This is a genomic window from uncultured Victivallis sp. (assembly GCA_944389935.1).
Taxonomy (GTDB): Bacteria; Verrucomicrobiota; Lentisphaeria; order Victivallales; family Victivallaceae; genus Victivallis.
The window spans coordinates 59,317-79,486 of record CALXOE010000011.1 but is presented as its reverse complement, the minus strand read 5'-3'; the positions used below and the strand labels follow the sequence as shown (position 1 = coordinate 79,486).

General features: G+C 58.8%; 16 protein-coding genes. 12 read left to right on the top strand and 4 right to left on the bottom strand.

Annotated features, from left to right (window positions below; genetic code table 11):
- The 4 genes from Q0J85_RS05430 to Q0J85_RS05415 form a co-directional block, all read right to left on the bottom strand.
- A partial coding sequence (locus Q0J85_RS05430) for a hypothetical protein (RefSeq protein ID WP_294478963.1) occupies positions 1-500 on the bottom strand: 500 nt, incomplete at its 3' end.
- A 150-nt stretch (positions 501-650) separates the two neighbouring features.
- A complete protein-coding gene (locus Q0J85_RS05425) occupies positions 651-1,448 on the bottom strand; it encodes a hypothetical protein (protein WP_294478961.1) in 798 nt (265 codons plus the stop codon).
- 1 nt (position 1,449) lies between these two features.
- Positions 1,450-2,310: an endonuclease/exonuclease/phosphatase family protein gene (locus Q0J85_RS05420; protein ID WP_294478958.1), complete on the bottom strand. Its 861-nt coding sequence runs from the start codon at positions 2,308-2,310 to the stop codon at positions 1,450-1,452.
- A gap of 121 nt (positions 2,311-2,431) precedes the next feature.
- The gene (locus Q0J85_RS05415) at positions 2,432-3,289 is read right to left on the bottom strand and encodes an AraC family transcriptional regulator (RefSeq protein WP_294478956.1); all 858 of its coding nucleotides are present in this window, start codon (positions 3,287-3,289) and stop codon (positions 2,432-2,434) included.
- Between the two features lie 224 nt (positions 3,290-3,513).
- Here Q0J85_RS05415 and Q0J85_RS05410 point away from each other — a divergent pair, with 224 nt between their 5' ends.
- From Q0J85_RS05410 to Q0J85_RS05355, 12 genes are all read left to right on the top strand, one after another.
- A complete protein-coding gene (locus Q0J85_RS05410; RefSeq protein ID WP_294478954.1) occupies positions 3,514-4,320 on the top strand; it encodes a type II secretion system protein in 807 nt (268 codons plus the stop codon).
- A 104-nt stretch (positions 4,321-4,424) separates the two neighbouring features.
- Complete coding sequence (locus Q0J85_RS05405) at positions 4,425-6,515, top strand: cellulase family glycosylhydrolase (protein ID WP_294478952.1); 2,091 nt, start codon at positions 4,425-4,427, stop codon at positions 6,513-6,515.
- Positions 6,516-6,523: 8 nt separating this feature from the next.
- On the top strand, positions 6,524-9,283 hold the full coding sequence (locus Q0J85_RS05400) for a cellulase family glycosylhydrolase (protein ID WP_294478949.1): 2,760 nt from the start codon (positions 6,524-6,526) through the stop codon (positions 9,281-9,283).
- Between the two features lie 106 nt (positions 9,284-9,389).
- A complete protein-coding gene (locus tag Q0J85_RS05395; protein WP_294478948.1) occupies positions 9,390-10,760 on the top strand; it encodes a hypothetical protein in 1,371 nt (456 codons plus the stop codon).
- 96 nt (positions 10,761-10,856) lie between these two features.
- Positions 10,857-11,531 carry a hypothetical protein gene (locus Q0J85_RS05390; protein ID WP_294478947.1) on the top strand — a complete coding sequence of 225 codons (675 nt, stop codon included), beginning with the start codon at positions 10,857-10,859 and terminating at the stop codon, positions 11,529-11,531.
- A 16-nt stretch (positions 11,532-11,547) separates the two neighbouring features.
- Positions 11,548-13,104, top strand: a complete 1,557-nt coding sequence (locus tag Q0J85_RS05385; RefSeq protein ID WP_294478946.1) for a tetratricopeptide repeat protein — start codon at positions 11,548-11,550, stop codon at positions 13,102-13,104.
- Positions 13,101-14,408, top strand: a complete 1,308-nt coding sequence (locus tag Q0J85_RS05380; protein WP_294478944.1) for a hypothetical protein — start codon at positions 13,101-13,103, stop codon at positions 14,406-14,408. Before Q0J85_RS05385 ends, Q0J85_RS05380 begins: the two co-directional genes overlap by 4 nt.
- A 73-nt stretch (positions 14,409-14,481) precedes the next feature.
- Positions 14,482-15,297: a glycerophosphodiester phosphodiesterase family protein gene (locus Q0J85_RS05375; RefSeq protein WP_294478942.1), complete on the top strand. Its 816-nt coding sequence runs from the start codon at positions 14,482-14,484 to the stop codon at positions 15,295-15,297.
- A gap of 243 nt (positions 15,298-15,540) precedes the next feature.
- Entirely contained in the window at positions 15,541-15,981 is a 441-nt protein-coding gene (locus Q0J85_RS05370; RefSeq protein ID WP_294478941.1) for a MarR family transcriptional regulator, read from the top strand.
- A 107-nt stretch (positions 15,982-16,088) separates the two neighbouring features.
- Positions 16,089-16,880, top strand: coding sequence for an efflux RND transporter periplasmic adaptor subunit (locus Q0J85_RS05365; protein WP_294478940.1), 792 nt, complete (start codon positions 16,089-16,091; stop codon positions 16,878-16,880).
- The gene (locus Q0J85_RS05360; protein ID WP_367274607.1) at positions 16,822-18,945 is read left to right on the top strand and encodes an efflux RND transporter permease subunit; all 2,124 of its coding nucleotides are present in this window, start codon (positions 16,822-16,824) and stop codon (positions 18,943-18,945) included. Before Q0J85_RS05365 ends, Q0J85_RS05360 begins: the two co-directional genes overlap by 59 nt.
- A gap of 77 nt (positions 18,946-19,022) precedes the next feature.
- Positions 19,023-20,165, top strand: coding sequence for an aldo/keto reductase (locus Q0J85_RS05355; RefSeq protein WP_294478939.1), 1,143 nt, complete (start codon positions 19,023-19,025; stop codon positions 20,163-20,165).
- The last annotated feature ends 5 nt before the right edge of the window (positions 20,166-20,170 follow it).

Genomic DNA, 20,170 nt, shown 5'->3' with positions numbered 1-20,170 from the left:
TTCGGCGTTTTCACGATGAAGCCCATGTTGTAAACTTTCCAGATCCGAACGCCTGACGCAACCCGGGTTTTCAGGATTTCATCGAGCATTTCGTCGCAGACCGGCTGGTAGATCGAGTTGATCGTTTCGCGCCAGGTCTGGCCGAACCCGGCCGGCGCGGCCGGATCGGTGTCCTCCACGCTCAGCGGAGCGTCGAGAATCAGCAGTGCCGCCCGACGGATCTCGTCCCGGTTGCTCTGAGGAGGATTTTCCCGGAGTACGCTTCTGCCGAAGCGGATGGTTTCGCCGATCCAGCGGTTCGGATCCGGGTCGGCCGCCTCCTGTGCGAGGATGCGTTCGGCCTGTTCCGAGGCCGGGGATTGCGGCCGGGATTCGACAAATGCACGCATTTTCGCGAGTGCGTCACGGCGCAGGGTTTCAACCGGTTCCGGCTTGCCGGCCGCGGCAGCGAGGGTCACTCCTGCCAGCAGCAGAAAGGCGAGAGTTCTGATGATTTTCATAGAGATCACTCCAGTTTGGTTGTGGGAAACGCTTTCCCGAATGATTGTGAAATAAAATACTCCCGCTGTGTTTGGATTTGATGAGCGGGAGATTAGAATAAAATGTCGTTCAACGCGATGCGTCTCAGCGGCTGTGTGATTCCGGTTGCTTCACCGGAATTCCGAGACTTTCAAGTTGGAGATGGCGCATCCTGAGGGGGAAATTCGTATTCCGTTCACATTTTCCGGAATCAGTGTGATTTCACGGCACTCCCGGCGGATTCCGGCCGGGATGTAGATCGTCATCCGGCTGCGGTTGATCCAGCCGCGCGTCGGATCGTGAAATTCCACCGTCACTGTTCCGTCGGACTCTCCACCCTGAGCGGTGAATGTGATTTTCTGGTAGCTGTCGCTCCTGACCGGGAGATCCAGCGGGGATCGGTTCGGAGCGAACGGGGCCGGGCGCAGAGCATCCCGGTACGCTTCCCCGGTCGCGGCATCGATTTTCTCCAGCTTGACCGCTCTCAGATTCAACGTCCCGGCCGAATCGAGCCGGAAATCGATCCGGGCCAGATCGACATCCGGCGGCGTCTGAAACACGATTCTGCCGGGAGTCCATTCTCCGTTTACGAGCGGTGTCACGCAGGAAAGCCGGGTTTTTTCGCGCCATTTTCCGTCTTTTCCGCGGAAAATGATGAGCAGAAGGTCGAGTGCCCCATGTTCGGTGTGCTGTTCAAATGTCAGCGAATACCAGGCGCCGGGCTCCAGCGCCGTATCGTGATAGAGCCGGGCAAACTTCGCTCCGGCATAACGGCGGAACTGGAGAATCCCGTTTTCATCGATTCTCAGATTGGACAGTTTCTTTTCGGGACGGCAGTCGTATTTCCACCCTTGCGGGGAAAGCGGCTCTCCGGCGCAGGCGGTGGCGATGATGAACAGAATGGCCGGCAGCAGAGAAAGCAGTTTCATTTTATTCTTCCTTGTTCTTTGATTCATGCAGATTTTTCAACGTGAGAATGACCGGATAGTGATCGGAAAGGGTCTGAAAAAATTCCCGTCGCGTGGTGTCCACATACGCTTCGACCACATTCTCTTCCAGATTGCGGCTCAACATCGCCATATCGATCCGGACGCCGAGTGCGGGCTGGTAATTGTGCTTCTTCATCCAGAAGAAACAGACATCCTCCAGACCGGCATCCAGCAGATTGTTCATGCACTGGAAATCGAAGAAGCCGTTGCGGAGGTTTTCAATGTGCGGGCGATTGTCGTTGCGGCGCGCTTCCAGAGCGGCGGCGTTGGAATTGGCCTGTGCCGCATCGTAGGGGGAGGGGTTGTTGAAATCTCCCATCATGATGACTTTCTCGCCTGCTTCCAGCAACGGTTTCAGGCGCTTTGCGTAGATTTCGGTCTCCCGGATTCTGGTATCGTAGCGGAATGGCGAGAGGTGAATGGACATGTAATAGACTCCATCGATTCTGGCAAGAATGTAACCGTGATGCAGACCGTCGATGCGCATTTCCACCATTTCAAACGGGCGCCGGCTGGTCATGGCGATGGAGTAGTCCTGCCACGGTTTGCAGACGGCGGCATAGGAGTGGTTCCACAATTTCGCCTGTCGGGCGAACGATTCGTCTGTCTGCCGGGCGATCTCCTGAAAAAGGACCACATCCGGTTTTTTTTCGCGCAGCCAGGATGCGGTTTCTTCAATTCGTTCGGCCCGATTGAAGCCGATCAGCACATTGTACCCGATGATCCGGGTCATTTCGTCCGCGCCGATTGCGGTCAGCGCGGCTCCGACACTGAATGTCGCGAGCAACTGTTTGATTTTCATAATCTGGATTCTCCCGTGTTTTCAGATGATATGATATACCATACCACCGTCGTGTTTGAATCACGTTACGGGAGAATTCAAGGAGTGTTTGTTTTGCCGGAAGAGGTGGTTTCGGTTCAACTTAACTTTCGGTCTTCGTCGCTCCGGAGGCCGGGGCGCAGTTGCCGCCGCCCTGCTTGCGCAGTTCGAGCGGAGAGAGTCGGGTGCCGCGCCGGATGAAACGGGAAAATGAGCGCGCTTCCGCAAAACCGCAGCGATGGGCGATCTCGTTCACAGGCAGGCTCGTCCCGCGCAGCAGGGCGATGCCGTGGGCCATGCGGTGATCCCGGATGTAGCGACCCGGCGCGCAGCCCATGCGGGCGGTGAAAATCTGGGTCAGGGTCGAGCGGGAGACCTTGAGTTCGTCGCAGAGCATGCCGACGTCGAGCTGCGGATCGGAGAGGTGGGCGACGATGAATTCCGAGCAGCGTTTGGTCAGCAGTTCCGACCGAACGCCGCTGGCGGCGCCGTCGGAATAGGCGAGAATTTCCATGATGACCGCTGCCATGCGGCGGACCTGCACCGGGTCATCGTCGCCGATGTTGTGTTCGAGTTCCCGGAACAGCCGTTCCGGGACCGGCTGCGCAAGCTGCCGATAGCGCGGATAACGGCATGAGAGCATCACGGCCTCCGCCAGAGGTCCGTCGAAACAGACCCATCGGACATGCCAGCTGCTCGAAAGCGACCGATGCAGATGGTCTTCGCCGGGCAGATAGTAGAAAGAGTCTCCGGGATGGAGTTGAAACGGCTGACCGTAGAGCACAATTTCGCCGATCCCATCCACGCCGAACATCAGTTCCACGAATGGATTGACCCGTCCGTTCTTCTTCAGAACGCCGCGATCATGGAGTTCCGATATCCCGGTTCCGTATGCGTAAAACGGCATGGGAATCGGCGGAAGTGCCGTAATGTCCGAACGGTAGTACATGATCTGTGCCATTTGCGCCCCTCCTTTTCTGTTAAAATAATGGCGCTCCCCGCAAAAGTCAAGCTCAAAGCATCGATGCGGACCGTTTGGACAGAGGATTGTTCAAAATCGCACCAATTCGTACAAAATGTCTATTGCCAAAATCGATTTTTTGCGCCATAATATATCAGGCGGTGAAAATAATGAGTTCCGGGCGGAAATGAGTTCCGGGCGGAAAAGTTCAGAAAGGAAACAAGATGCAAAACTTTTTTTACGGGAAGGTGTACCGGCGGGCCGGGAGGTTGAATTTTACCTTGATCGAGCTCCTCGTGGTGATTGCGATCATCGCGATTCTGGCGGGTATGCTGCTGCCGGCGCTGAACCAGGCGCGGGACAGGGCGCGCACCACGGCGTGCATGTCGAACCTGAAACAGCTCGGGCTTTCGCTCTCGCAGTATACGATCGCGAGCGACGATTATCTGCCCTCCGTCCAGTACGCGAATGAGAGTTGGGCACGGCTGCTGCGCAAAGGATTGGGAGATACCACTGCGCTCGGCGGACAGTTTGACGCCAGCGGCTGGTACGATGAGGCCTCTTACCGCGCGTATAAAGCTTATCGCTGCCCTTCGGTTCCTGAGGGAAAGAGCAAGAACTACCGCAATCCGCAGCTTGAGGTTTACGGTATGAACGCCAACATCACCGGCTGGTGGCAGAATTATGCGGGTTGGAACAACTACAATCCGATGAATTTTTTCGTGAAACTTTCGCGCCTCGGGAAACACTCGTCGGCCGGAAATCTTGAATGGTATCCGAATTCCGGGCCGTCGGGATTGATTGTCCTTGCCGACAGCGCGACGGACAATCCGGCAGATGAGCTCTGCAGCGATCAGATCTTCTGGTTCGGCACAAGTCACCAGAAGATTCAGCTCCGCCATGTCGCACGTTCCAACATTCTTTGTGCGGACGGTCACGCGGCCACGGCAGGATTCAACGATCTGCGTTCTTATGCCGCAATATCCGGAGCATCGGTTTTCGATGCGAACAAAAATTCGTTCACATTCTGACCGCTTTCTCTTCACGGCCCGTTCCTGGTGCCGGATTCGCACCGGGAACGGGGGTCTTTTCAATCCATTTTTCATGCTCAACGTACAATCAGGAGATTTTTTTCATGAAATTCCGGTCATTGCTGGCGGGAATCGCCCTGCCTGCCCTTTTTGCCGCCGCTTCTGCCGCTGAACCCTTCATGTTGCGGGAGGGGAATGAGTGGCGCAAGATCCGCTTCGATGTGACGAAAATCAAGGAGGGGTCGATTCTGGACTTCAGCAAAGTCCTGAACCATCACCGCCCCGCCGGAAAATACGGATTCCTGAAAGCGGTCGGAGATCACTTTGAATTTGAAAAGCTCCCGGGCGTAAAACAGCGTTTCTTCGGAGTCAATCTCAGTGAAGTGAGCACAATTCCGTCGAAAGAGGACGCACCGCTGCTGGCGGAATCGATCGCCCGCGCCGGATACAATTCCGTGCGGCTGCACCACTATGACGATTATATCGTCAAAAAGGATGATGGTACGACCACAGAGCTCGATCCGGAGAAGATCGACCGTATGGACTTTCTGGTCAAACAGCTCAGGGATCGCGGCATCTACGTGACGATCGATCTCTATTGCAGCCGGGTTGTGTCGGATCAGGAGATTCCGGAGATCTATCATCCGGTCTCCTTCTGGTGCTACAAGAACGCGGTCTACATCGTCGATTCCGCCCGGAAGAACTTCCTCGCGTTTGCGAAGAATTTGCTTACGCACAAAAATCCCTATACCGGATTGAGCTATGCCGAAGATCCGGCGTTCTGCTTCATCAGCGTCATCAATGAGAACCGTTTTGCCGAATGGGATCCGAAGAATGCCGGTGCGCTCGGCTGGAAGTGGGAGGCTCTCTACGTCGACTGGTGCCGGAAGAAAGGCATCTCGAAAGAGCGGCAGGCCGATGGCGGATTGCGGCTGCGCTTCATCCAGGATTTCCAGAAGCAGTATTTCGGCGAGATCCGCGCCGCGCTGCGTGACATGGGAGTCAAAGTACCGCTGACCGATCAGAATAACGGTGTGGAACCGATATTGTCGCTGACCCGTCGCAATTATGATTACACGGACATGCACTTTTACATGGGGCATCCTCATTTTCCGAACAACAACTGGCGGCTGCCGTCGACCTGTGAGCAGAAGAGTTTCGTGGAGCTGTTTCCCGGCGGAGCAACCGGCGAGATTTTCCCGCAGCGGATTTACGGCCGTCCCTATACGGTGACGGAACTGAAGTGGTGCAAACCGCTCAAGGCGCGCGGCGAGGGCGGCGCGATCATGGGCGGAATCGCGGGTCTGCAGGATTACGACGCGCTCTACACGTTCCAGTGGGCGTGGGGCGGAAAGGATTACATGAAAGAGGCCTTGGGCGGTTTCTTCTGTCTCTACGGAGATCCGATCACCTATCTCTCGGACCGGATGATCCATCTGCTCTTCATGCGCGGCGATGTGTCGCCCTCGGAACTGAAAACGACTCTGGTGATGCCGAATGACGCGGCGAAACTCGACCCGGAAGCGGATCAGCTGCCGGGTCTCGGCGGCGAGATCGGTCTCGTCACGCAGATCGGCAACTCGACTTCCGGCGCGGGAAGCGACTTCTCCTGGCGGTTCGGCTCGGACGCTTCCGAGGCGACAATGCTGAAAAAATTCAAAAATTCCGGGCTCGGGCGCGGTCTCCTTGACCGTGAGAATCGCCATTACGTCAGTTCGACCGGAGAGGTTGAACTTGACGGCCGGACCAACACTTACAAAGTCGTTTCCCCGCGCAGCGAGGCGATGGTTTTCGTCAACGGGGGGAAACTCGACGGCGGCGTGATGAGTGTCGAAAACCGGACGCCTTACACTACGTTCTTCGCCTCGGCGATGGACGGGAAAAATCTGCGGGAGTCGGGGCGGATTCTGTTTCTGCACCTCAACAATGCGGGACACCATAATATGACGTTCACCGATGAGACGATGACGCAGATGAACTCCTACGGCAATCTGCCGCATCTGGTGCACCACGCGACCGGCAGTGTCACACTGCGTCTCGGCGGCGACGGGACTCCGAAGGTCTATGCGCTCAATCTGAAAGGCGAACGGATCGGGGAGGTCAAATCGGAATTCGCCGACGGTGCACTGCGTTTCACGGCCGACACCGCCGGCATCAACGGCGAAGCGGTTCTCGCTTACGAAATCGCACGGTGAAAGGGTGAATGGAGATGGGTAATTTCCTGAATCACGTGAAAATGGCGGGCGTGCTGGTTGCCGGAATATGTTTTCTTGTCCCGGGATTCTCTGCGGAAGTCCGTGTCTCGGAACCGATTCCGCTCGATCAGGTTGCGAACATGGGATTCGCCGACGATGACCCGGATGACGGGAAAGGCGGCTGGAACGATCAGGGCTCCGAGAACGATCTGCGGAGTTTTACGCCGGGAAAACTTACGCTGCGCGGAATCCGGTTCGATGTGACCGATCCCGCGAAAAACGGCGGAAAAGGGTGTCTGGTGCTTTCCCTGGAACGGACGCCGAAACAGAAGAGCGCCGTCGTCCGGCTCGAACGGCCGCGCCGGATGAACTACCTGGCTCTGCTGCACGCGACCGCGTGGACGCCGCTGGCGGGGACGCCGATCGGTTCAGTCGTGTTCCACTATGAGGACGGCAGCCGTTCCGAGGTGGTGATCCGCGCCGATGAGCATGTCGGCAACTGGTGGTCACCCGATACGCTGTCGAACGGACGGGTCGCCTGGCGCGGTTTCAACAAATACTCGGATGTGGGGCTCTATCTCTCGGAGATCCCGGTCGAGGCGAAGCCGGTGACGGAGATCGAATTCATCTGCCATCCCCGCGAATTGACGCAGAAACCGCACCAGTGGATGATCGTCGGAATCAGCTCGACCGACCTCCCGATTCCCCGCGAGGAGAGAAAATCATACCGGATTGTCGAATCCGACGACTGGAAACCGTTCCGCTACAACCCGGCGGAGATCGAAAAGGGCTCCCCGATGGATTTCTCGTGGCTGCTCGATGCACCCGCCGGAAAACACGGCCGGATCGTCGTGCGCAACGGCCATTTTGAATTCGAGAATCAGCCGGGAAAACCGCTGCGATTCTACGGCGTCAACCTGTCGGAGACCTCGAACTTCCCCGAGAAGAAGAATGCCGCGAAAGTCGCCGACGCGATCGCTCGTTCCGGCTACAACTGCGTGCGCATCCACCATCACGACAACCATCTCGCCGCAGTGTCTCCCGAGGACCGTACTGAACTGAATCCGGAGATGATCGACCGGCTCGACTATCTGGTCAAGGAGTTGAAAGAGCGCGGGATCTATATCACGCTCGACCTCTTCGTGAGTCGCCAGCTCCCGATGAAATACATGATCGGCAAAGACGTCAAGGATTACGTTTACAGTCTGCGCGATTACAAGCGCGCCGTATTCATCTCCGACGTCGGCATGGAGAATCTGCTGAAATTCTCCCGCAACTGGCTCAATCACGTCAATCCCTACACCGGCGTCGCGTGGAAAGAGGAGCCCGCACTCGCTTTCATCAGCCTCGTGAACGAGGATCCGCTCACCGGCTGGAGCAACATGCCGCCGGAAATCCAGGCGCTTTACAATCAGAAACTCGAGGAGTTTCTCGCAGCGCACGACGCCGCTTCCGCGACCGGGAAAGAGCGCGAGGCGCTCACGAAAGAGTTCATGGTCGCCACCCATCAGAAAGGTTTCCGGAAGATCGAATCGTTTCTGCGCGACCTCGGTGTGCGCTGTCCGATCAGCGATCAGAACTGCAACAATGCGCCGCTGCTTCAGAACAGCCGGGTGCTTTACGACTATGTGGACAACCATTTCTACGCCTCGCATCCGTGGTCGCTGCGGGAGGCGTGGCGGCTGCCGAGCGTCGTGACCGGCCCGAGCAATCTCGGCATTCACGGCGGAGCGGATTTCACGCCGGGACTCGCGAACCGCGTCTACGGCAAGCCCTATACCATCACGGAGTTTTCGTTCTGCAAACCGAACTCGTTCCGGGCGGAGAACGGACCGTTCATCGGCGCGTACGCGGCACTGCAGGGATGGGACGGACTCTTCCGCTTCCAGTGGGCGTGGGCGGACAAGGTCTCGATCGTGGAGAGCACGGGCGGTTATTTCGATATCGCGAGCGATCCGATCGCGCTGTTGTCGGACAAGATCGGCATGCTGCTTTTCGTCCGTGGAGACGTTGCGACTTCGGACGTGACGCTGACCATGATCCAGAACGACGACTTCAATGTGACCACCGCCGATCTGCCGCCCGAGATCGCTCAGAAAATCGGATTCGTCGCCCGGACCGGCATGGTGCTGGAGTCCGACGGCCGCCACGAACTGCCGCCGGAAAATGATTTCGCCTATCGGTTCGAGGAAGCCGGAGATGCGGAAACAATGCTTGAAAAGATCCGGAAAAACGTCGATCTCGGCGTCGGAAAGATCGATCTCAAGCGCAAATCCTACGTCAGCACGACCGGAGAGGTGGCGCTGGATACCGACCGCGCCGCGCTGACCGTCGTGACGCCCCGGAGCGAAACACTGGTCCGTTCTTTCCCCGGCGAGGCGCAGGGGAACGTGCTCGAGGTACGGATTCCGGAAAAATCCGCGACGGTCTGCGCGGCCGGAATGGATGGAAAACCGTTGCGCGATTCCACGCGGATTCTCTTCTTTCACCTGACCGACGCGACCGAGTCCGGAATTCAGTTCGCGAACGAGGGGTGCACGATTCTGGAGCGTTGGGGCGGACTTCCGCACCTCGCCCGCCGCGGCATCGCCGAAGTGACCCTGCATCTCGCGCCGGCGGGAGATGCTCCGCGGGTGTTCGCGCTGGATCTGTTCGGACGGCGGATCGAAGAGGTGAAATCCGCATGGAATCCGGACGGCACACTCCGGTTTGAAGCCGCGGCAACCGGCGGCAGGTCGCCGCGTTTCCTCTACGAAATCCTTCGCTGACCGGTTTGTCCGGGGAGCACTTGTTGCGAATTCCCCGGACACGCATTTGGAAAAAGCCTCTCCGCGTGCTATTGTATGATGAAACCAATCGTGTGCGGAGTGTGGAATGATGCAGGAACTCAATACCCGGCTGCTGACTCTGGGCGGAGCCGGAATGCGCGGCAAGATCGGCTCCGGCCTGACCCCGGCAGCGGCGAGCGATTTTGCCGCTGCGTTCGCTTCGTTCACCGGGGCGGGGAAGGTTCTGGTCGGCTGTGATCCCCGCACCTCTTCCGGAATGCTCAAATGCGCGGTGACCGCGGCGCTCGCCGGGGGCGGCTGCGAGGTGATCGACGGCGGGATTCTGACCGCCGGAATCATGCACTTTCTGATTCCCGCCGGCGGCTATGCCGGGGGAATTCTCATCACGGGCGGCCACCAGGCGGCGGGGTGGAATGCGCTCATTCCGCTCGCACCTGACGGATCGTATTTCGATCAACTGCGGCAGCGGGAACTTTTCGATCTTTATCTCGGGCGGCGTTTCGAGCCGGTGCGGGCGTCGGAGGTGCGGCCGATCCGGCCGCTCGATTCCGGGGAGCTGGAAGCGTACTGGGCGTTTCTCGGCCGGAATCTCGATCTGGCGGCGATCCGCGGGGCGGAACTTACGCTGCTCGGGGATTTCTGCAACGGATCGGGTGCGCGTTTTGCCGGGAGATTCGCATCTCTGCTCGGAATCCGGCTGATCGGTTTGAATGACGTCCCCTGCGGGACGATTCCGCGCGACCCGGAGCCGCGGCCGCGCAGTGCGTCCCCCATTCGTTCGATCGTCGCGCCGCTCGGCGCTGCCGCCGGAGTCGTATTCAACAGCGACCTCTCGCGGATGGGGATCGTAACCGATTCCGGAGAGCCGCTGAGTGAAGAACTTACCTATCCGCTCGCCGCGGACTACCTGCTCGAAAAAAATGCGCCGGGCGCGACGGTGGTGACGAATATCTGCTCGAGCCGGTCGGTCGACGACGTGGTCGCGCGTCACGGGGCGAGGCTGGAACGTTCCCGGGTCGGGCAGGCGGCGGTGATCGATCTTGCGCGTTCGACCGATGCCGTGCTGGCGGGGGAGGGGTCCGGGAGCTTCACGACTGCGGCGCTGCGCGGGTTCGACGGCTTTCTGATGGCCGGGCTGCTGCTCGAGTCAATCGCGGTGCGTGGAATTCCGTTGAGCCGGCAGCTTGCGTCTCTGCCGCGGTATGCGATGGTCAAGCAGGCGATTCCGGCGAACTCCCCGAATGCCTATTCGATGCTGCGGCGCATGTCCCGGGAGTTCGGGGAGGAGGCGGAGGTCTCGGAGTTGGACGGGTTGCGTTTCGACTGGCCGGACGGTTTTCTGAGTTTGCGTCTCTCGTCGACGGAGGCGAGTCTGCGATTGATCTCGGAGTCGAAGTCGCGAGAGGCGGCATTGGACCGGGCATGGCGCGCCCGGCTTGCGTGGGAGAGGTTGTAACGGATTGTCCGCTCCGGAAAAGCGGATTTGACATATTGGAAATGCGGAGGATGGAATCGGAGGAATCCGTTTCGTCACGGAAAGAAAGGAGTCGCCATGGGAGTCAACGATTCAGCCAGGCTTTTGTTGACGCGCCTGATTAAACTCGCTCTGGGGATTGCGGTGGTGTACGGCGCGGTCTGGAGTTATTTCAACTGGGATTATATTCTCGAGAAATTCGGAGCCAAATATGAGGTTTCGCGTTACGGGATCATCTGGAACACGAATCTCTCTGCGGCCAAGCGAACTGCGGCGAAATACAATCGCAACATCATGATCGTCTACATCCGCTCGGGGGCGAAACATGATGCTTCCGAGTATCTGATCAGCCGGATTTTTCCGAGCACGCAGTTCCGGAAAGCCACGGAAACCTACATCCCGCTGCTGATCGACGCCAGCGGCGGACCCGAGGAGTCGGCGCGGACCAAACAGAACCGCGATGAGATCGTCAAGGCTTACGACCTCTGGAATCGTCCCGGGCAGCTTCTGCTGCTCGATGCGACGGGCCGGGAGCTGTCGCGGGTGCAGTATTCGGAGCAGCCGGTTTCGGAGTTGATCTCGGAACTTTCCGGCGGAAATTTCAAGCCGCTGCCGCCGATTCCGAGGCCCGGCGTGAAAGATCCCTTTGCCGAGAGCGAGAAGAAAGCCCGGGAGTTGACCGGGCCGACTGTGAAGAAGAACGAGGAAAATACCCGGGTGGAGGAGAAATGGGGCTTCTCGACTGGTTTATAATGGTCTGGTGTTGAAGATGAAGAAGATGTTTTTACCGGCCATCGCCGCGTTGTCGGGGATGCTGCTGATGGCGGGCTGTTCGTCGTTTGAACGGTTGCAGGGGGCGGCCGAACGCGGAGATCCCGCCGCCCAGTTTGCGCTGGCGGAGCACTACCGGGCTGGAGATCCGACGCTCTCGGCGATCTGGCTGCGGCGTTCGGCCGAGCAGGGATATCCGCGGGCGATGGTCGAGCTCGGGAAGTATTGCCGGGACGGATACGGGGTCGAGCGCGATCGCGATGCCGCCATCGAATGGTGGCGCAAGGCCGCTCTGGAGAAGAGAGATCTGGAGGCCGCGCAGCTGCTCGGAGAATTCCTGCTGCCAGATCCGCCCCCCGGACGGGCGGAACTCGCGGTGGCTGCTTACGGTGTGCTTCTGGCGGATCCCGCCTGTCCCCGGCGGCGTAAGTTCGCGGAGCGGCTGCTTGAAGAGGGTGAGAAGCTGCGCCTCGCCCTGCGACTCGCCGAACGGCGCGAAGAACTCGCCGCGGTCGAGAAGCAGTTTACAAAGATTTTCCAGCAGTCGCCGGAGTGTTTCGACCTGTCGAATCCGGCGGAGCTTGAGCTGATGGACAAATTGAGCGATGAGACCTATCGCCTCCCGCCGCTTCAGGGGGAGCCGCCCCGGCCGCCGGATATCAGCGGACTGCGGCCGGAATTTGCGGCACTGCTCGCCGCCTGCGACCGGCTCGAGACGGACGATCTGCCCGGCCTGATGGAGGAGGCGAGAAAACTTCCTGATTTTCAGGAGTTTTTATCGATGGTTCCGGAGTTGATCGTGCCGATGTATTTCGGGCGTCCTGAGTTGTATGGCGGGATTCCGGCGGGGCGGTCGTTTTATGATTTTGCGCTGTTCGGATCGTATATGCGGGAGAAGCGCGAGTTCGATTCGTTTCAGAGGCCGTATCCGGTGTTGAGCAGCCGTACTTCGGTTCAGGACGGGGAGGGGGTGTTTCTGTTCGGAATTCCGGGGCTTGAGCCGGTCTCCGCCGACACCCCGGTGAAATACGGGCAGAGCGAACTCTTCGGCGTGCGGGTCATGTTTCCGCCGCTCGGCGAGTTCAAGGCGATTCGCGCCGCCGTCGAGAGAGAGTACGGCCGGCTCACCCCGGTCGAACATACATTTGAGCTGATTCGCGACAGTCGGCCGTACCTTGTGCGGATTACGGTTCCGGCGTTTGAACGCAAAGGCGGGAAACTCCATGTGCTTCTGACTGACAACGTGAAGCCGATCAAGGTCGAGCTGCTCGATCTGATTCCGGGCACCCCTGCATACGATCACTGGGAGAAGTACATCGCCATGAACAGCGTCGACGGCATTTTCACCTGGAAGCACCAGAACGCCGAGCACTATCTTACGGCGGAAAATGCGTATGACCGGTTGAAGTTGAAAGAGTATGAGAAAAAAGCCTTTATCGAGCAGATCGAACAGGAATATTTTCCGGGACGGATGCTGGAAGTCGTGGATATCCGGCGGGATGCCATTCTGACCGATGCCGCCGCAAAAAGCGAAAGAAAGGGGCAGACAAAATGAGATATGCCTGGATGATCGGCGCCGTTTCGGCTGTTGCGCTGGCCGGATGTATGAACTTCAGCGGGGAGGCTGCCGCCGAGCCGGTGGCGGAGCGCCCGCGCCCGAATCCCGCTCAGCGGGAAACGGCCCGCATTGAACGGGCGCTTTCGGAAAAGAAGCTGAATCCATTGGAAGTCAAGCGGAAATTCGCCGAGATGACTGCCGCCATGGGGGATGGATCGCTCGATTTCAGCCGCGGCGAATTCTTCTCCGGGATGACCGACGAGGCGCTGCTGCGTCAGGCGATGCTGACGTGGGATCTCTCCGCGCTCTTTGAGAAGATGAGAGACGGCAGTCATGTCAAGATCGACTCCGGGACGTTCCGGCGCAATCAGATTTTGCGGCAGGCTTTGACCACGCTTCTCGCGGCAAATTCCGCCAAAGTGACGGTTGTGGAGGAGAGCGATCCCGCCCATGATGCGCCGATCGCCTTTTCCGGAGTACGGTATGAGCCGGTGCAGGAGGATTATCTGCTCCGGGTGCGTCCGATGGAACAGGCGCTCCTGCACAGCTGGAGTTTGAACCGGTACAAACTGCCTTATCTGCGGCGATATGCAGCGGCAAGCGCGTGGCTTGAGTTGTGTGATCTGGCGAATGGAGAGGTCGTCTGGTCCGGTGTGGTGGACAGTTCCCGGAATTTTGTCGGCGATTACGGACCGCTGCTCTGGCTCTACGAGGCGCTGGGGACACCGGACGAGGGCACGACGGCGTTCTCTCCGGCGCTGGCTGCGGTAACAGCTCCGGCCCGGGCCTGGGGGTATCCCTTCAGTCCTGCGAACGAAGTTTTAGTCGGGGAGGCGTTCCGGAAAATTCCGCTTTCTGATGCGCTGTTCTCCGGGATTGCCGCAGGCGACAAGTCGATTAAAGTTCAGGTGATGGAGGATGACTCTTTCCTGAAATCGAAATATGCCGAAGCCATTCGCTCTCTGCTGCTGGACCGCGGCTTGAAAGTCCGTTTCACACCTGAGCCGGGCAGCAACGCCCCGGCTCAAGCCCCGGATTATTTGTTCATCTGCCGGGTGGATTATGCCGGGGTGACCGCGTTGCCGGATGCCCCGGGGAGCGGCACGTTCCGGCGGCGGGCGGCGGTTCTGCTCTGGGCGGAGCTTGTCGAGATGCCTGCGTGCAAGGTCGTCTGGTGCGGGCAGCTCTCCGGAAAATCGGAGGTCTTGACCGATCCGCTGATTTTTTATCCGTTGATTTTCAAAGATATTTCCCTGATGGAAGAGTCTCCGGAAAATCCGAAAAAATTCTCCGACCTTTGAAAAAGCAATCGACAGAACGGGTTTATCCTGGTTTCAGTCCTATGATTTCCCATGAAGAAAGGAGCAGTGAGCGATGAAGTCGGATTTCGTGATCTTGTGGGAGGCGCACCGCGGCGGCGGCGGAAAGGAGTTGCCGGAGAGCACCCCGGCAAGTTTTGAGTACGGATGGCGTCTCGGAGGAATCCCGGAGGCTGATGTGAACAGCACCCGCGACGGCGTTCTGATGAGTTTGCACGACGGTACGCTCGACCGTACGGCCCGGTTTCTGAAACCGGAGTGGCGCGGCAAACCGATCTCAGAACTCGACTCTGCGGAAGTCCGTTCGGTCGACATCGGCAGCGAGATGTGGCCGAACCAGCGTGTCCCGTCGATCGACGAACTGATTGCGCGGCTGCGCGACGATCCGGACAAGGAGATCATCATCGACTACAAGTCCGCTCCGCTGCAGCAGCTCGCGGATCTGATCCATGCCGGCGGCGTGGCCCGCCAGGTCACGCTTGCGACCACCGATGAGACGGTTGCCGCGGAATTCCGCCGTCTGGCGCCGGATGTGAGGATCAAAATCTGGATCGGCGGTTCACGCGGAGATATCATGAACCGCTTTCGCGAATTTGCGGCACGTGGATTCGGCGGATTCGAGCAGGTTCAGCTCCATCTGGCGCACGAGGGGGGCGGGGGATGGCCGTTCCGTTTGACGCGGGAGGATATCCGCGAGGCGCTCGACCGGACGGCGGCAGCCGGTGTCCTGCTGCAGCTTTTCGTCATGGAATTCAACCGGGAGGAGCTGTTTGCCCTGCTGGATCTGGGCGTGCGTTCGTTCGCGGTGGATTATCCGCACCGGTTCACGCTGCTGACGGCGGAGTACGAGGCGGCGAAGAGCTGGAAATAGTGTTTCAGCCGCACGATCCCGGCGTTTCGATATAAATTTTCTTTTTTCTTTCACATCCACAATATTCTCGGCTTTGCCTGCGTTATAACGAGCGAGTGCAGACTCCGGATTGGCCGGCTTCCTCCCGGCTGCCCAGCGGGAGGAACGGCTTTTCCGTTTTTGCACTTTTTTTTAACGCAAAATAGTTTAGTGTCTAAATTATTTGAATTTATGAATTGATTTGGGCGTGGATGGAGTTGTGAAATGAAAGAGTCGGAAATCTGGGTGAGATTGTTTCAAGTGACGGATCTGATACGGGAACTGCATGATCGGGAGTGTGTCGAAGATCGTCCGCCATTGAGATCGACGCTGGCGGAGATGAAAATTCTGGGATGTGTGATTGCCACTCCCGGAGGATGTTCCGTAAAGGAACTTTCCGAACGGATGAAAATTACGCCCGGAGCGGTATCCCAGATCGTCGAGAAACTCGTGCGGCGCGGACCGCTGGTTCGTCTGCCGGATGAGACCGACCGCCGTTCTGTGCGGATCATGCTCTCGCCGGCCGGGTTGGAGCGGCATGAACGGCTGAATGCGGAATTCGGGAAGATTCTCTCGGAAATGCTCACAGGAGTACCGGAGGAAAAAGTCGCCATATTCGTGGAAGTGCTCGATCATTTGATCGCGGCGAAAAACAGACTCACATGAGCGGAGGAGGTTGTCATGACAGGGATTTTCAGGAAACGATTGGAATTGCGGTTTGCGGTTTGACACTTTCCGCTTTTGCGGCGTCAGCTCCGGAGGGAAACCGGGTTGTGGTCGGAGTGGAAAAGGTGACGCAAGCCGAGGATTTCGAGACCCGTCATTACACGGGGCAGGTGGTATCGCGCTCGGTTGTGAACATCGTCGCCCGGGTTTCCGGAGAGATTCAGGAAGTCGGATTCAACGACGGCGGTGTCGTGCGCAAGGGGCAGATGCTCTACAAGCTCGATCCGGTTCAATACGAGGCCGCGGTGAAAGGGGCTGAAGCCGCCGTCGAAAAGAGCCGAGCCGAACTTGAATACGCGGAAAGCAATTACGAACGGTTGAAGCTGCTCTATGAGAAACAGGCGTCGAGTCTCGACATGATGGAGAGCGCCAAGTCCACGCTCGGCGTGGCGAAAGCCGCGCTGCTTTCCGCCGAGGCGGAGCTGATTACGGCAAAAGACAATCTCAAGAACACCGTCATCACCGCGCCGCAGGACGGAATCGTCGGCGTGACGGCGTACACGACCGGCAACTACATCACGCCGAATTCCGGAACTCTGATGACGATCATTGAGAATCAGCCGATCCGGGTGCGGTTTTCCCTGAGTGTCGCCGATCTCTTTGCGATGTTCGGCACGCATGAGGAGTTGATGGAAGCCGGCATGGTCGCCCTGACACTCGCGGACGGCAGTACATATCCGGAAAAGGGGGAGATCGAACTTCTGAACAACGAGGCGAATGCCCGGACCGATACGATCCAGATCTACGCGAGTTTTCCGAACGCGGAGCGGAAACTTGTGACTGGAAACACGCTTTCTCGTCGACCAGCGACAACTCCGGAAGTTACTCCTGCCAGGTGACGTTCCAGAGCGGAACGGACACGGATATCGCTCTGGTCAATCTGCAGAATGCGGTCAAACGGGCGGAGTCGAAACTTCCGCACTCGCGCTCGATTACAGCATCAACGTGCTCACCATGTTCGGGCTGATTCTCGTGGTCGGTTCGCTCTGCGACGACGCGATTGTCGTGGTGGAGAATTGCCAGTCGCTGATGGAACGCGAGGGGCTTTCGCCGAAAGAGGCGGCATTCAAGTGCATGCGGCAGATTACCGGTGCGATCATCGCAACCACGCTTGTCACCGTGGCGTGCTATGCGCCGCTGGCGTTTTACGGCGGAATGGTCGGGAACATCTACATTCAGTTTGCCGTGTCGATGTGCATTGCGCTGTGCCTCTCGACAGTGGTGGCGATGACGTTGAGTCCGGCGCTCTGCGCGGTGCTGCTGCGCAGGCCGGACGGGCATGTTCCGGTGATTTTCCGTCCGTTCAACCGGGTGCTGGACGGCAGTCGGAAAGCCTATTCGTTCTTCGTTACGTTTCTGGTTCGCCGGGCGCTGGTGACGCTGCTGCTGTTCGGCGGGGCGTGCTGTGCGGTCTGGCTGCTGTTCGGAAAGATCGACAGTTCGTTTCTCCCCTCCGAGGACAAGGGGGAGATCATGTGCAACATCGAGTTGCCGCAGGGCGCCTCGGTGGATCGGACCGATGCGGTGCTCAAGGAGTTTCTGGAACGGGTCTCAGGGATCCCCGGAATCCGTTCTTCGATGGTGATTTCGGGGCGCAGCATGATGTCCGGTTCGGGGGAGAACGTAGCGATGTGCATTCTGCGGCTCGATCCATGGGATCAGCGCAAAACGCCGGATCTGCAGCTCGATGCGATCATGACCCGGATTCAGGAGGAGACCCGCACGATTTCTGATGCGAGCATCATCGTTTTCACGCCGCCGGCCATCATGGGACTCGGCGCGACCGGTGGAGCGACATTTGAACTGTGCGGCATCGGCGACATCGACGCGGGAGAACTCTCCACGCAGGCGAAACAGTTCGCCATGAAGCTCTCGAACAGTCCGGAGACCCGTTACGCCATGACCTCTTACAACGCTGATACGCCCCAGTTTTTTCTGGATATCAACCGGGAAAAAGCCGAGACGCTCGGGGTGGCGACCGGCACGATCTTCTCGACGCTGCAGAGCAAGCTCGCCTCGCTCTACGTGAACGACTTCACGTTTCAGGGACGCAACTACGAGGTGAAGATCCAGTCGACGGCGGACAACCGGGCCACGCTCGACAACGTCCGGGAGATTCAGGTTCCGAACGACTCGGGAGAGATGGTTCCGCTCAGCTCGATCGGAACTCTTCATTACACCGTCGGGCCGAGTCAGATCACGCGCTTCAACAAGATGACCTGTGCGGAACTCAATGCTCAGGCCGCGCCGGGCGTCAGTTCTCAGAGACTCTTTGAACTCGTCGAGGGAACGGAGCTGCCCGAAAACTACCACGTCGAGTGGACCGGTCTCAGCTATCAGGAGAAACAGAATCAGGGGCAGATCGTCTATCTGATGGCGCTCGCGCTGCTCTTCGCCTACCTCTTCCTGGTCGGGCAGTATGAGAGCTGGATGATTCCGGTTCCGGTGATGCTCGCGGTGGTGTTTGCGGTCCTCGGCGCGCTGCTCGGGCTTCTGGTTACGGGGGAAACCATGAGCATCTATGCGCAGCTCGGCATGGTCATGCTGATCGGGCTCGCGGCCAAGAACGCGATTCTGATGGTGGAATTCTCGAAACAGGAGCGCGAGAGCGGCAAGAGCATTTACGAGGCCGCGCTGAACGGCGCGAACCTCCGTTACCGTGCGGTGCTGATGACGGCGTGGAGTTTTCTCTTCGGGGTGTTTCCGCTCGTGATCGCGACGGGGGCCGGTTCCGGCAGCCGTCGGGCGATCGGAATCACGACTTTCTCCGGCATGGTGCTGGCGACGCTGGTCGGAATCGTCTTCACTCCGGCGCTTTACGCGCTGTTCCAGCGTCTCCGGGAGTTTCTCAAGAAGCAGATCCGGCCGGTTGTCCGGAATGCGGAGATTCCGCCCGAAAATTGAATCAATGTCGTTGCGTCCTGCGCAAAGATGTGTTATATTCTCCCCGGAACCGCTCAATCCGGGGAGGATACACAATCATGGAATATCGCAAAATCGGCAGGACCGGTCTCTCGGCCGGAGTCGTCGGGCTCGGGTGTGAACATCTCGACCGGAAACCGTACTCCGTTGTGGAGGAGACGATCCACGCGGCGCTGGACAACGGCATCAATCTCATGGATCTCTTCATGCCGGGCGAGGTGGTCCGCGCGAACATCGGGCGGGCCCTCGCGGGGCGGCGCGACAAAATGATGATTCAGGGGCACATCTGTTCGGTCGACCTGAACGAACAGTATGACATCAGCCGCGATCTCGCGGTCTGCAAACGCTATTTCGAGACGCTGCTGCGCTGTCTCCGGACCGATTACATCGATTTCGGCATGCTCTTTTTCATCGATTCCGCTGCGGACTATTCGGCCGCGTTCGAGTCGGATATTCTGGAATACGCGCAGGATCTGAAGCGCCGCGGCGTGATCCGGGCGATCGGAGCGAGCTCGCACAACCCGACGACCGCGCGACGGATCGTCGAGAGCGGTGTCGTGGACCTGCTGATGTTCAGCATCAATCCGGCGTTCGACATGATGCCGCCGGACTCCGACCTTATGAAGATGATCGGCGAACCGGGAGAACTCATGACCGGTATGAATCCGGCCCGTGCGGAACTCTACCGGCTCTGCGAACAGCGCGGCGTCGGCATCACGGTCATGAAGTCGCTCGGCGCGGGCAAGCTGCTCTCGCGTGAGCAGACGCCGTTCTGCGAACCGCTGACCGTCGCACAGTGCATCCATTATGCGCTGACCCGTCCGGCGGTGGTGTCGGCGCTGGTGGGGTGCGCCTCGGCAGCGCAGGTCCGCGAGGCGGTCGGTTATTTCGACTGCTCCGACGCGAAACGCGACTATGCCCCGATCGTCGGCAGCCGCCGCAACGACTTCCGGGGGAGTTGCGTCTACTGCAACCACTGCCGCCCGTGTCCGAAAGAGATCGATATCGCCGCCGTCAACAAGTACCTCGACATTGCGAAACTCGACGAGTCGGCGATTCCGCCGAGCATCCTGCAGCACTATCGGAGTCTTGAACATCCGGCGTCGGAGTGCATCGGTTGCGGCAGCTGCGAAAAGCGCTGTCCGTTCGGGGTTTCCGTGATTGAAAACATGAAACATGCCACCCGGCTTTTCGGCCGTTGAGTGTC